Origin of the sequence: Rhodohalobacter halophilus (genome assembly GCF_001715195.1) — a bacterium.
Classification (GTDB): domain Bacteria; phylum Bacteroidota; class Rhodothermia; order Balneolales; family Balneolaceae; genus Rhodohalobacter; species Rhodohalobacter halophilus.
In genome coordinates, this window is the sequence record NZ_MDWE01000002.1 from 34,786 (window position 1) to 49,355 (window position 14,570).

Annotated in this window: 10 protein-coding genes; all 10 read right to left on the bottom strand. The window is 45.3% G+C overall.

The features are described 5' to 3' along the window. Nucleotides 1-12: 12 nt before the first annotated feature. On the bottom strand, nt 13-1,884 hold the full coding sequence (locus BG260_RS00855; RefSeq protein ID WP_176719398.1) for a SusC/RagA family TonB-linked outer membrane protein: 1,872 nt from the start codon (nt 1,882-1,884) through the stop codon (nt 13-15). Continuing rightward, the gene (locus BG260_RS13870) at nt 1,847-3,496 is read right to left on the bottom strand and encodes a carboxypeptidase-like regulatory domain-containing protein (protein WP_176719399.1); all 1,650 of its coding nucleotides are present in this window, start codon (nt 3,494-3,496) and stop codon (nt 1,847-1,849) included. Before BG260_RS13870 ends, BG260_RS00855 begins: the two co-directional genes overlap by 38 nt. 49 nt (nt 3,497-3,545) lie before the next feature. Continuing rightward, nucleotides 3,546-4,535, bottom strand: coding sequence for a FecR family protein (locus BG260_RS00860; RefSeq protein ID WP_069130058.1), 990 nt, complete (start codon nt 4,533-4,535; stop codon nt 3,546-3,548). Nucleotides 4,536-4,636: 101 nt separating this feature from the next. Further along, nucleotides 4,637-5,167, bottom strand: a complete 531-nt coding sequence (locus BG260_RS00865; protein ID WP_176719400.1) for an RNA polymerase sigma factor — start codon at nt 5,165-5,167, stop codon at nt 4,637-4,639. 261 nt (nt 5,168-5,428) lie between these two features. Continuing rightward, complete coding sequence (locus BG260_RS00870; protein WP_069130060.1) at nt 5,429-6,511, bottom strand: 6-bladed beta-propeller; 1,083 nt, start codon at nt 6,509-6,511, stop codon at nt 5,429-5,431. 352 nt (nt 6,512-6,863) lie between these two features. Further along, entirely contained in the window at nt 6,864-7,949 is a 1,086-nt protein-coding gene (locus BG260_RS00880) for a 6-bladed beta-propeller (protein WP_069130062.1), read from the bottom strand. Nucleotides 7,950-8,295: 346 nt separating this feature from the next. After that, nucleotides 8,296-11,469: an efflux RND transporter permease subunit gene (locus tag BG260_RS00885; RefSeq protein WP_069130063.1), complete on the bottom strand. Its 3,174-nt coding sequence runs from the start codon at nt 11,467-11,469 to the stop codon at nt 8,296-8,298. Nucleotides 11,470-11,997: 528 nt separating this feature from the next. Next, complete coding sequence (locus tag BG260_RS00890; protein ID WP_069130064.1) at nt 11,998-12,393, bottom strand: endonuclease domain-containing protein; 396 nt, start codon at nt 12,391-12,393, stop codon at nt 11,998-12,000. Between the two features lie 226 nt (nt 12,394-12,619). Next, the gene (locus BG260_RS00895; protein WP_176719401.1) at nt 12,620-13,690 is read right to left on the bottom strand and encodes an efflux RND transporter periplasmic adaptor subunit; all 1,071 of its coding nucleotides are present in this window, start codon (nt 13,688-13,690) and stop codon (nt 12,620-12,622) included. A gap of 318 nt (nt 13,691-14,008) precedes the next feature. Next, nucleotides 14,009-14,404: an endonuclease domain-containing protein gene (locus tag BG260_RS00900; RefSeq protein WP_069130066.1), complete on the bottom strand. Its 396-nt coding sequence runs from the start codon at nt 14,402-14,404 to the stop codon at nt 14,009-14,011. Between the last annotated feature and the right edge of the window lie 166 nt (nt 14,405-14,570).

Genomic DNA, 14,570 nt, shown 5'->3' on the forward strand with positions numbered 1-14,570 from the left:
TAGTTTTACTGATTAAAATGTGAAGTTTACACCCAGAGTTAATACTCGGGAAGGTGTGTAGCGAGGATTTGTGGTCCCGTTAAACTGCTGAATCGGCTCAAGCCCCTTTCGGCCGGTAATGGCGGTCAGATTTTCAGCATTTACATATACACTCGCATTTCTAATCCCAAACTGATTCACAAAGGTTGGATCAAACGAATAGGAAAGGTTCACATTTCGAAGTGCAAGATAGCTTGATGAAACCAACCAACGGCTTGAAGCTGCGTTAAATGCAGCCGCCTGATCTCTGTCAAGACGGGGAACATTTGTCTCATCGCCCGGCTGCTGCCATCTGTCTAAAATATCAGAATGCAGGGCACGTCCGTCGGTACTTCCGGGATGCATCAAACCTGAATAGTTAGAGTCGTAGGTTTTTCCACCAATCTGGTAGGTCAACAGCGCAGAAAGGGTAAACCCTTTAAAGCTGAATCTGTTTGTTACACTTCCAAAAAGATCAGGAATGGCTGTACCAACATATGCATACTCTGCATTATTCTGGTTGGTTGTAACCGTTGTCCCGTCCACTGTTCGGATATCACTTCCGCCTGCTTCAATGGCCTCTTCACTGGCAATATACAGAGCGGAACCATCAGACGGATCCACACCATACCACTGCCTCAGCCAGTAGTCGTAAATAGAACGCCCCACCATCAACTTCTTGGTTCCATTAATAATCTCATCCTGTGGAAGCTCCTTGAACTCATTTCTCAGGGTTGAACCCTGAAGTACTAAATTCCACTGGAAGTTCTGCTTACGGATTACATCCATATCGAAGGTGAGCTCAATACCTCGGTTAAACATTGTACCGATGTTATCGGGATATTCGCTGATACCGGAGGATACCGGAAGAGGAACATCAAACAGAAGATCACTTGTCTCTCTGTGATACCACTCTACAGTTCCACGGAATCTGCTGTCGAATAACTCAAATTCAAGGGCAATATCCGTTTGTGCATTGGCTTCCCAAAGAAGGTCCGGGTTACCGGCCGTACCTAACAAAATACCGGCTTCGCTGGCATTGTTATATCCAAGCTCATAAAGCGCCTGATAAGCGTAAAATGAAAGAGAGGCATGTGATGTATGAGAATCGTTTCCAACTTCACCATAGGAACCTCTTAACTTGAGTGAATTAACCCAGTCAATATCACGCATAAAGTCTTCCTGGTCGAGCCTCCATGCAGCACCCAGAGACCAGAATGTATCCCAGCGAACTCCGGATCGGAATCTGGATGAACCATCATACCGAAGTGACCCTGAGAGGTAGTATGTGCTTGCATAATCATAGCTTACCCGGGTAAAATACCCTTCCTTACGATATTCACGCTTGTTTGACGTACCGCTCATCAGGTTTACGTAGTTAATCAACTCTGTATTCCCTTCTACTACCTGCTGCTCTCTTCTCATGTAGGTGTAATCCCGCTCATACTGGAAGCTCTCATGACCAACCAGTGCATTGATGCTGTGATCACGGATATCCGTCTGATAGTTGAGTAGCTGGTTGAATGTAATTCCGGTATAAACATATCCATACCGGTAAGCATCACCGCCCGGCGCCGCATCCCCAATAATCGCATTTCTTGCGCGCTCACGATTGTTGTACCGTCTGTCAATCGTAGCATTCACTGTAAACGTAAAGTCATCCAGGAAGTAGAAATCTGCAAAAGATCGTACGTTCAGATTCGTATCTTTTCTGAGATCTTCATTCAATTTATTCTCCCATACTGCATGACGGCCGGACGCTTCAGGGCGGAAATCCCCGCGATCATATGTACCGCCCTCAATCAGCTCACCGGTAAACCGGTCTCTTTCATAAAGCGGATAGATTGGCCATAAATCGAGTAGCACGATATGGGTTAACAAAAGATGAACTGCTCGCAACACCATCAATTGCAGCATTTGATTCTGAAACTGCACCCGAGAGATTTATTCCGGTTCTGAACCAATCGCGCGGTCTTGAATTGATATTCAGCCGGCCATTCAGTCTTTCAAAGTCTGAGTTGATGATATATCCCGTTTCGTTCAGGTAGCCAACAGATGCATAATAGCTTGTGTTATTTACACGGCCACTGTATGCCATCTCCATATTACTCCTTAAACCGGTTCTTACAAGCTCCTCCTGCCAATCGTCATCATACATTAGAGATGCATTCGGATTCAACTCACCGTTTGGCAGTACAATTTCATCAGTCGGCACACCAAAAGGGTTGTAACCCAAAATATCAAACACTTCAGCCGATGCTTCCTGCCCGGCAAGTTCCGGGTCCATTCCGCCGGAGTAAACTTTTTGATTTCTGAGAGCTTCCCAGAAAAGCGGATAGTAATCAAAAGCATTCACCCGATCATATTCAGGAACGGAACGAGTTACCACACCCTGACTCATGCGAACATCTACCTGTCCCTGTTCACTTCGTCCCTGTTTTGTCTGAATCATGATCACGCCATTGGCCGCACCTGAACCGTAAAGTGATGTAGAGGCTGCATCTTTTAAAACTGTGAGTGACTCAATATCATTTGGGTTAATACTGGAGAGCTGACCGCTAAAAATAGCACCGTCCACAACAATAAGCGGGGCATTGGATGTACCCACAGAACCGATACCACGCACACGAATATTTGGAGATGATCCCGGCTGACCGCTGCCCGGTGATATTAACACACCCGGAGCGGCTCCTTCAACAATTTGAGTAGCATTTGTTATTGCACGTTGCTCAAACTGCCGACTGGTTACCTGAGTTGCAGAACCAACAAACTCTTCACGGTTTACAGCACCAAAAGCCACAACCAACAGGCCTTCACCTTCAATGATCTCCATCTGAAGGGATACATTAATCTCGGTTCGGCCGTCAATTTCAATTTCCTGAGACTGATAACCGATATAGGTAAAAATCAGTGTTTGGTTTAAATCTTCCACATTGATTGAGTAGAATCCGTCACCGTCAGTTGATACACCTCTTGTAGTACCTGCAATCTGAATATTAACGCCGGGCAGCGGTTCTCCTGTATTAGAATCAGTAACCCGACCGGTTACCGTTTCCTGGAAAATTTCAACTCCAGGCACTTTCTCTTTAATGACCAAACTTCTGCCATTTGGCGCCAAGTCAGTAATCAGATTTGTATCCTTAAGCAGATCGTTTAACGCCTGGTAGATATAGGTCTGATTGTAATTTTTCGACACTTTGGTGTCGGGCACTAAATCAGAATCAAAAGACAAACCTACTTTCGCTTCACGAGCTACCATTCGCAAAGCTGTTGCCAGAGGAATGTCCTCAAATTTCAAGTCGATAAAGAATTGATCATCGTCAATCTGCGCACTTGTCAGATAGTTATCGGTCCTGTTTTGGTCATCCAAACTTAAAGCCATACCCGAAGAGAGTGCAAAAGTCATAACTATGCACAAACTCAACATCACCTTTTTAAGCTGAATGAGCTTACTGAAAGATATAGTAACGTTATCCATACTCATATAAAGTTATATGTTGTTGTTTTATTTTAATGTACAGGTTGTATTAGCTGCTCCAGTAAACAACCCCATCCTCTATACTCACTTCTATTTCGAGAGAATATGCGATTGTTTGAGCTACCTCTTCCGGGGTTAACCCGGAAAGTTCAGCTGTTAGCCTAAGCTCCTTCAGTTCATCATTCAATAATACATGTGGTATATCATAGATATGACTCAACTGCCGGGCTGCATCTTCAAAGTTCGTTTTCTCAAATAGGATTCTGCCATGCATCCAGCTCAGATAATTATCTGCAAGGTGCTGCTCTTTTATAAACTCATTACGGCTTTTGTCAAAAATTCCTACCCGATTTTTTGTAAGCTGAATTCTTCCATCAACTGAATTATGTATACCAAAAGAGACGGCCCCTTCCGTTACTGCCACCAGCACAAAGTTAGATTGATCATTGGATTTAACGGAAAACTCAGTGCCCAATACCCGAATATCTGTTTCGCCGGCTTGAACAATAAAGGGTTTATTTTCATTGGACTGAATCTGAAAAAAGGCCTCACCGGTTAGCTTAACACGCCTTTCATCCCCGGAAAAATATTCAGGCACTTCAATTGAAGCCCCACTGTTTAATCGAATTTTTGACCCGTCATTCAGCGATAGAACTCGCTGTTCATAGGTATTTGTGGAGTAGACAAGTGTAGTATTTTCTACAGACTTAAATTCGCCATTCTCTTGTATTGAATAGGCAAAAAACGAAATCAAAAAACCAAGAAGGAGCACGGCGGCAAATGCCATCCACTTCATCCTATCAAATGATTCACTCCCCTTAGAAACAGTTATTCTTTTCCGAATCTGCCGGTACGACTCCTCAGATGCACCCTCATCATTTACACTTACATTTGGTGAGTAGAAATCCTTTCTGAATTGCTGATTAAAATAACTCTTCCCTTCATCCGTATTCAGCCACCCCAAGACCATCTCGGCCTCTTCAGGTGTTACGGTGCCGTTTAAATATTCTTCAAAAAGTTTTCTGTAGCGCTGTTTCATTCAATAATTTTTGGAAGCGTTTCCATGTACTACAACGCCAAACAGAAAAAGTATGCCGAATTAATTTCAACCTGATTAAATTGAATGGGTATTACTCTGCTTCAAATCTCTTCCAGCTGCTCACTCAGGTACTCTTGAAGTATTTTATTGGCCCGATAAAACTGAGATTTTACTGTATGAATAGATATATCCAGTTTCTCTGCAATCTCCCGGTTTGATAAGCCCTCAAATCTTTTTAGTTCAAAAATCACCCTTTTATTCTTTGGTAATTTTTTGAGAGCCTCTTCAATTATTTCCTCAAGCTGAAACTGGTAAACCTTTTCATCCGGCAATACTTTTCTTCTCTTGTTTAATGAGAGATATTCAAAGTTACGGAGGACCCTTCTCTTGTTCATTTTAATCACATTCAGCGTGTGATTTTTTAGAAATGTAAACAGCAGAGCTTCAAAAGACTTTTCTGAATCTATCTCACTCCGGTAGTTCCAAATTTTCACAAAAACATCCTGAATCACATCCTCAGTTAAATCGGAGTCTTTCAGATAGCGATGAACCAACCCAAATGCACGAGCCCGGTAATTCAAATAGAGCTCTTCAAATGCAGATTCATCCCCGCGATTCAATTTCTGTACCAATCTTCTATTTTCCGAAGAGCATCCCATCCAGTTAATTTAGAGCAAATCCAATATTAATGACTTTCAAAAAGTGAGGGTGTTCAAACCACATCCTGAAAATGCATAAAATTAATTTCCTGAACTGTTAAAATTCGAGCGGTTGTGTAAAATTCTATACCGGCCATTTTTTTATGAGAATAGAAAACATCGAATTACTGTTTAATAAGCGTATAAGTGAACAGCTGTGGATTGAGTTTTGCTTGTATAATATTGATTCGAACATCACAACCGGACTTCATACACATCCAGCACATACCCCTCATCATCAGACAGAAGCGTGTATATCCGCCCTCCATTCACATGCAAAATCCTCCTCTCTCCCTCCAGATCAAAACTACCAATGGGCTCACCATTCGAATCCAGAACCAGGTACTCCGGCGAATCGTGGGTTTGCAGCCAAATATTTTGTTGACGATCTACCCACATCGCTTCGGCAACCGGTTTAGTATCGGGCATGTGTTCCGCTGCAAGGGATCGAAATTGATCCAGACGGTCTAATCGCTCCCAGCGCTCTTCCGTGGTAATCGGCTGATTTGGAATCGCAGCACGGACGGAATCAGCCGGCTCCAGTTTTGCATTGTACACGGCAACTTCAAAATCCTCATTCCAGGTCATATAGAGTTTACCGTCGTGACCTCTTGCAAGAAGTGTGGTTCTGCCAAACGGGATTGTATTCATCAAACCGTCATCTCGCACCAGGTAGCCCATCTCCCTGAACTCTACTACATCATCATCCAGCAATCCCTCCTGCAGAGAACCGGTCCCAAGAACATGGACATACCAGTAAGCCCCCGGATCAGGCATTTGATTGCGGCTCTGCCTGAGGATATAGTTTCCTGCTTTGTCAATAGTTTGAACTCCAAACCGTGTTCCCTCTATCGTTACAAACTCTTCAGGCTGCCACGATCCATTCACTTCCCGGAAGAATACGCTTCGGTTATTTGCCATGTCGAAGATGATCAACTGATCGTTCTCATCCACAAACATATTCAGAATCGCCCTGAACTCATCCGGGCCCGCACCCTCACGGCCAATGGTCGTATTAAAATCCCCGGTCTCATCGTAAACCAGAATGTGATTGGTCTCCTGGTCTGCCACAAAAATCCTTCCCTTTGAATCAGTTTGCAAGAATCGAATTCTCTCGAAAAAGATTCCTTCCGGTTCTTCAAGCATGAACAGGTGATTTAATTCAATTTCGGGCAGCTGGGCCGTATGTATTTCGTTCGCGCTCTGTTCTCCTGAAGCGCAGGAGATCAAAATTACAGTTGTTGATATTAACAAAATGGCTCTCACGATTGGATACATAACTGATATATTTGATTTAGCATTTTAATGTTCACCGCAGTGGTGCTGGGAACGCGGAGGATTGTTCGAAAACCTGTCAGCGGTTAAGTTTGAGATCGAATTTCAACATTCGCAAAATCCCCTCCTTATGAAGATCCTGTCCCGAAAAGTATCGGAAAGGGTCCAGGGGTGGTTGGATCGGAATTTCTTCCTCCAAAAAAACATAAAAAATAAACTCTATCTGTTTGAACCACCCCTTAATCCCCTCCTTGGAAAGGAGGGGAAGGTTTGTTGCACAATAAGTTATTTGATAATTCAAACCCACAACTCCCACTGCGGCTCTGCGGTGATCTTTACAACCTTTTCGAAATCATTACAACCGGACTTCATACACATCCAGCGTATAGCCTTCATCATCACTCAGCATGGTGTAAACCCGTTCTCCATCCACATGCATAATTCGCCTCTCTCCATCCAGATCGAAACTCCCGATCGGCTCGCCGGATAAATCCAGGACCAGATATTCAGGAGAATCGTGGGTTTGCAACCAGAAATTTTGATCGCCGTCGACCCACATTTGATTTGCTACCGGTTTGGTGTCCGGTATATACTGCCGAACCAGAGATTTAAATCTCTCAGACGTATTTTCAATTGCCTCCGCTCTCTCCTCAGATGACACTTCAAGATTTGGAATCTCGGCGCTGACAGAGTCGACCAGGTCCAGGTCCATATTGTAAACTTCTACATCAAACCGTTCACTCCAGGTCAAATAAAGCCGCCCTTCATTCCCGTTTGATACGAGAGTTGTTCGTCCGAACGGTTTTCTGATAAAAGACAAATCATCCGCAACCAGGCTTGTCGTCTGACGAAATTCAATTCTGTTGTCATCTCTGATTCCGGAATCCAGATGAGCCGGCAAAAATTCGTGAACTGACCAATCCATACCCGGCTCCATTCTGCTCCCTGTATCTCTGCGCAGTATCACTTCACCGTTCTCATTGATCACTTCTGATCCGGCGGGTGAACCCTCTACTGTTAAAAACTGCTCGGGACTCCACTCTCCGGCCACTTCCTCAAATAAAACGTTACGATTGTTGCCAATATCGAACACCAGCAGACGATCCTGTGGATCGACCAGAAGCCTCATAATTAATGAAAATTCATTCGGGCCTGATCCTTCTCTTCCGATAGCTCCCACAAAATTACCCTCACTGTCATATTGAAGGATGTGACGCGCTGCCTGATCAGCCACAAATATTCGCTTTTCCGAATCAGATTTTATATCAAATATCCTCTGAAAATAGTATCCGTCCTGCTCTTCAAGAGTGAACAGGTGATTTAATTCAATCTCGGGCAGCTCAGCTGTTCTGATATGGTCCGTGCTGTGTTCTCCTGATGTACAAGAGATCAAGGTTGCGGTTGTGGTAATCAGCAAAATAGTTTTCAAGGTTAACTGCATGAATGAAGTTTTTTGATTTTAATTTAATGATATTCACCGCTGGGGCGCTGGGGCGCTGGGGGCGCGGAGGTCTATTCATAAACCTGTCAGCATCCCGACAGCAGTCGGTACGCTCGGTACGCTGTCAGGTCGTCATTTATCGACTCTGTGGACTTGCAACAAAAAAACATAAAAAATAAACTCCACCTGTTTGAACCACCCCTTAATCCCCTTCCCGACGGTTCAGGACAGGCTCTTGGAAAGGAGGGGAAAGCTTGTTGTTCAATAAATTATTTGATAATTCAAACCCACAACCCATTTACGGGTTATACATACGAGCGCGGGTTTTATCCCCGCGATGAACAATTTAATCTCCGCGGTTACTGCGGCTCTGCGGTGAAACTTGTTTTTTATCTTTCTCCCAGACTCCCATCAACAGTAAAATGAGTGTCAAACTCGTGCCGAGGCCCCAGATGACTACCACAGCCAGGTCGGTCCAGAAATCGTTACTTCCGAACAGGATCAGCGGAACCAGTCCGCCCATGGTGGTGAGGGAGGTGATCATCACGGTTCTCATCTTATTACGATACACCCGCACCCAGCTTCTCAAACCGTGAATATTCAGTGACCGGCATCGCTGCTTTTCATGGATCAGCAGTATGGAGTTATTCACCACCACCCCGACGGCCAGAAGCGTTCCGGCAATGGCACCCTGGTCAAAATTGATATCGTGCCAGAGGGCGCCGGCCATCACCCCGATAAGACTGAGCGGAATTGCCAATAGCACCACCAGCGGATCTTTCCAGCTTTCGAGCAGTGCCGACACAATCATCCAAACGCTCAGAATGGTAAGCAGAAAGAGTAACAGATAGTTATCAAACTGATCGCTTTGGCCCCATGAGAAAAATCCTCCGCCAAACTGAATGGACGCTCCCACCGGAACGGGAACCTCATCCAGCACCGACTCGATAAAGTTGTTGGCCAGGCGGGGCGGTCCCAGAAAATCGACCCGAAGTGTTCGGCTGTAGGATTGATCTTCCCGAATGATCTGATTCATCGTACGCTCGCGGGTCAAATCGGCAATTTCATTGATCTTAAACAGCCGGTTATTTGAGCGGCGCGCCTGCTCCAGAAAATCCTCCTCGTACTGCGTTTGTGCAATATTGGCTCCAATCAAATACATTCGCTCCCCCTCCAGCTCTACCTGTCCACGAATGTTGGTTGGGTTTACATCGAGCTGAATGGCGTCAAGAACCGAACGGCGGTCCAGATCTTTCATTGCCATCAGCTCTTCATCCAGATTCAGCACATATTGAAACAGATCATTAGCACCCCAGCCCACGCTGTGAATATCCACCTCCTGCACACGCGGATTCCGTTTCATCCGGGCGGCAATATCCTCAGCCAGGAGAAGCAGTTCATCATAGGAAAATCCGTGAAGCGTGATGCGCTGTCCCGAAACACCGCCGCCAAAACCGGTACTGTGTCCGTCCCCAAGTCCGCTAACCGATATCCCCGAATTGCCGGTTTGTGATGCCAGATATATCGCCTCCCCGTAGTATTGATAGGGTTCATTCTCAAACAGGTATTCATCTTTGATAATAAACTGAAGTCTTGCACCGGAATATTCGGAGATATCCGTTTCAAAATACTCAAAAGCCTCAGCATAGGGAATAGCAAGTAATTCAAAACTCCGGGCCATCTTATTGATCTCATCCAGGGGGGTTCCCTGCGGGGTGCGGATGTTAATAAAAATCCTCTCCTGCTGTCGTCTGCCCCACGGTGTTCCGAAATAGGTCTCATTAAAAAACTTGTAGGTCAGTCCGCCAATTTTCGGATCAATCTCGCTACGATTATCAAAATAGGTGCGGGTGATCTCCGGCCAGTTTGTGTCATCCCAGTCGGGTTCCTCGATAGCAAACAACGGAATTCCGAAAAGAGCGAGCAGCCCGATATAAAAGACCCATCGGAATTTGTGCCGCCAGTAAAACGTCCGATGAAGCATGCGGTCGATCCATCGGCTCACCTTTTTCTTCAGCGACTTCTCCTCTTTTTTGATCGCTGAGGGCACCAGCCAGATCAGCGAGTAGGGAATCCAGGTGAGGGCGATCAGCACGGAACACATCAGCGTCAACGTGAGCGCCACGGCCAGCGGCACAAGAAATAGCTGAAGCTCCTCCATGGCAAAGAAGAGCGGTATGAAAATTCCCACGGTGGTGAGTGTACTTCCAAAAACAGGCACAAGCGTGTAGGGTAGCTCCTTGCGAACGTGCTCAATCCGTTCATCCCTACCCGATGGAAGTTTTGGGTTGAGCTGTTCAAACACTACAACGGCGTTATCGATAATCATTCCCAGGGCAACCGTCAGCCCGGCCAGTGTGAGCACATTCAGCGTGTAATCGATAAAAAAGAGGATAGAGAGGCTCATCATCAAGGAGAAGACAATGCTTCCCAGAATCACAAACGGGGCACGAAACCTGCGGATGAAGAGCATCAGAATCACAAACACAAACAGAAGGCTGAAGGCCGACTGATACTGAAGATCCCCGAACTGCTCCCGCAGGTCCTCGGTCGAATCGCGCTCAAGCTGAATGGTGATATCATCGGGCAGAACGGATTGAATGCGTTCCATTTCCGATCTCATCTGCTCGCCCAGTTTCATGGCATCGGACCCGCTCTCCCGTACAAAAATCATGGTGAGGGCCGGTTTACCGTTCAGGCGCTTCAGGCTTTTCACGGGATAATCCTCAATCTCCACTCTTGCGATATCCCCAAGAACTACCTGACGGGAGCTGTTCGGGACCGTAATTTTCATTTTTCGAATATCCTCAACCGATTCGAACTGTGGAGGAATCAGCATGCTGAGCCGGTTGTGGCTCTGTTCGATAAAACCGCTCGATCTCCAGGTAAGACGGTCGCGAATCTGCATCAGGATCTGATCGGAGTTGAATCCATACTGCTCCAGGATTCGCGTGTCGAACCGAACGGTAAGGGCGGGATCTTCCGCTCCCTGGATGTCAATATCGGCCAGCCCCTCGAACCCCAAAAGCGGGAGCCGAATCTGCTGCATGGCAAACCGGTAGAGCTCCCTCGACGATCTCTCCCCGCTGATGGACCACGCCATGAAGGTCTCCTGCTCCTGAAGCTCCTGTGGAATGGATCGGCTGATGTTGGGCTGACGCACCTGGGGCGGAAATTCATCCTGCAGGCCGTAGAGATACTCCTGAAGCTCCAGAACCCTGTATTCGACGGGTGTATTCTGCTCAAACGTGATGGTTGTACTAGACCGTCCTTCCTGGGAGACCGACCGAATCCGTTCTACATTCCGCAACCGGGTAGCCACTGACTCCACCCTGCGGGTAATCTCCTGCTCCATCACTTCCGGTGAGGTGCTGCCCCAGCCGTAGCTCACTGTAACCGACGGCAGCCGAAGCTCCGGGGCCATCTCCATAGGAATGTTCATCCACGCAACAATCCCTACCACAGCAATAAGCATGTAGCTAAGCGAGATGAAATATTTTCGACGGAAGATTTCGCGCATATTATTAGGTGAAAAGGCAAAAGTGAAAAATTACATCAACCTGTTTCAGGCACCAACACTCCCCTCTTTTTTAAGGAGGGGCTGGGGGTGGTTCAATCAATCATTTCCATTCTGTTCGATTTTAAATTCATAGGCACGGTCGTTTTGATTTTTTAAACATTTATCTGAGAATTGGCTTTTTTAAGTATTCACGATTTATCCAAATATCTTACTGTAAAATCATAACTCATCTATCTGATTCAAATCCTCTACACTCAACCACCCCTTAATCCCCTCCTTGCGAAGGAGGGGGAAATGATTTAATCAAACATCACCAAGTAATTCAAGGTTAAATTCTTAGGCACAGTCATTAGTAAATCACGTTTATTTTGATTTATAAGAGTTATTCATTCGTTTCAAAAATCAAATAGCTAATCCGTTATCAATAAATTTTGATGCTGAATATTCGTAAATCACAGTGTTAAATAAAGTTTTGCGCACTCAACCACCCCTTAATCCCCTCCTTGCGAAGGAGGGGAAATGGTTCAATCAATAATCTTCATTTACCTCAATCTTAAATTTACTGGCACGGTTTTTAAATACATCTTCCAAATAGAGAATGGTACTTTCGTAATCCTCTTCAAAATCAAGATTCTTAATCCTGACCAGTTTAATTCCTTCAGCTTTCAGTAATCGATCTTTTTCCAAGTCTTTCTTCACCTTCTCATGATAGTGATGGACATCACCATCAATTTCAATGGCCAGTTTTAGTTGTGGACAGTAAAAATCAATAATATAGTTTTCGATTCCGTGCTGACGTCTAACTTTAAACCCAAACATCTTTTTTCCCTTCAGCTCATTCCATAGCCGCACTTCCCACTTCGTCATGTGACCACGAAGGTACTGACGCTGCTTCTTGGTTTTCTTTGGATTTAACTTTGTCATTGAATCAGACTATATCGCTTTTTTTAAGTTTCTCCCCTCCTTTTTAAGGAGGGGTTAGGGGTGGTTTAATCAATATTTTTCAATCATTTTAATTTTAAATTCTTTGGCACAGTCTTTGATAAATCACAATTTCAAATAGAGTACTCAACACTCAACCACCCCTTAATCCCCTCCTTGCGAAGGAGGGGAATTCTCGCCTATAGTTTAATATCCAGCTTTAAACGCCTCACTCATCAACCTCCTCTCTTACAATCTGCCCGGACATTCGGGGGCGAACGGGTTGAAGGTGGCTGATGGCGAAGTGCCGGTCCACGGCAATGGTGTCGCCCGGTGCAACATCTTCGTGGTTGATGATGGCCCAGTCGGCCGTGGCGTATTCAGGATCTACGTAGACCCACTCCACTATTTCTCCATTCAGCTTAAACAGCAAGGTTCGACCGCCGTCCCGTTCCAGAATTGCGGATCTCGGCACCCGGGCAATTCCGGTATGCGACTCCACCCGTATCCGTCCCTCAACGGTCATTCCCGGACGCAGTATCCGGTCCGGGTTTTCCAGTTCTACCACAATCTGCCCGGTTTTACTTTCCGAGTCCACCACAGGAGAGAGGGACCGAATCACTCCCTCTTTTCTCTCACCGGATGGAGTGGTCAGCTCGGCAACCATTCCGGTATTCAGGCGATTCAGCTCCGATTCCAGCACATCAAACCGAATTAATACCGTGGTGTCGTCAATCAGCCTGCCCAGTTCACTTCCCGAACTGATATAGGCGCCGGTGGTGATCCGTTCCTGTACGGAGAGCTCTCCTTCAAACGGAGCTTTTATTGTGGTATATGAAAGATCCAATTCAGCACGCTCCAGAGCCAGTTCCGCTGCGGCCAGACCCGTGGTAATTCGCACCAGCCGTTCGACATTTCCGGATTGATTCCCGCTGTCTCCATTTCTGATCTGACGCTGCCCCATCTCTATATTATAGGCCGATAGTGCCGTTTCGTACTCATTTTCTGCCTGACTCAGCTGATACCTCCACTCCTGGTCGTCGAACTCCAGAATGGTTCCTCCCGCGTCAACCCGGTTCCCGTCTTCTAACTGGCTTTCGGTTACAAAGCCGCTGATTCTCGGCCGGATGGAAATTTCACGAATCGGTTCCACCACACCCTGGCTTTGAATGTAGATATGAAGCGGATCATCATCCGCAATCGTAAACACCACATCCGGGCGGATCTCCACATCATCCGGCCTCTCCGGCCGCTCACGCTCTTCGGAGGAGGTGCAGGCGGGAAATATTACTATTATCATGAATATTGATAATAAGGTAACAGTATGCTGAATTTTCATAATACGAGTTTGTTTGGTTAACACTCCCCTCCTTATTAAGGAGGGGCCAGGGGTGGTTCAGATAAATATCTAAATTCAATTCAAATTTAAATTCTTTGGCACGATCTTTAAGAAATCGCGCTGTTTTTTAAGTAGTTCATTTGCGATTTAGCTTGTTTATTTGTTTACGCTTATCCAAAGATCTCACTGTTAAATAATTACTCAATATTCTGAATCTAATCCTCTGCACTCAACCACCCCTTAATCCCCTCCTTGCGAAGGAGGGGAAGGATGGCTCCATCAATAAGCTTCATTTATCTCAATATTAAATTCTTTTGCACGCTCTTTAAAAACATCTTCCAAATAGATAATCGTGCTCTCATAATCCTCTTCAAAGTCCAAATTCTTTATTCTGATAATTTCAATTCCTTCATTTTTCAATAACAGATCTTTTTTCAAGTCTTTTTCCGCTTTCTCTTTAAAATGATGAACGTCACCGTCTATCTCTATGGCCAATCTCAATTCCGGGCAGTAGAAATCAACTATATAGTTTCCAATGCCATGCTGTCTCCTCACTTTAAACCCAAACATCTTTTTACCCTTCAGCTCATTCCACAAACGTACTTCCCACTTCGTCATGTGACCGCGAAGATACTGACGCTGCTTCTTTGTCTTTTTTGGATTTAGCTTAGTCATGTCATTACACGGAATCGATTTATTTTAAAAGTAAAGTGCTGAAATACCAATGACTCCCCTCCTTTTTAAGGATGGGGCTGGGGGTGGTTCAAACATATCTCATCATGTACTTCAATCTTAAACTCACTAGCACGGTCTTTAATAAATCACGATTGTTTTGATTTTT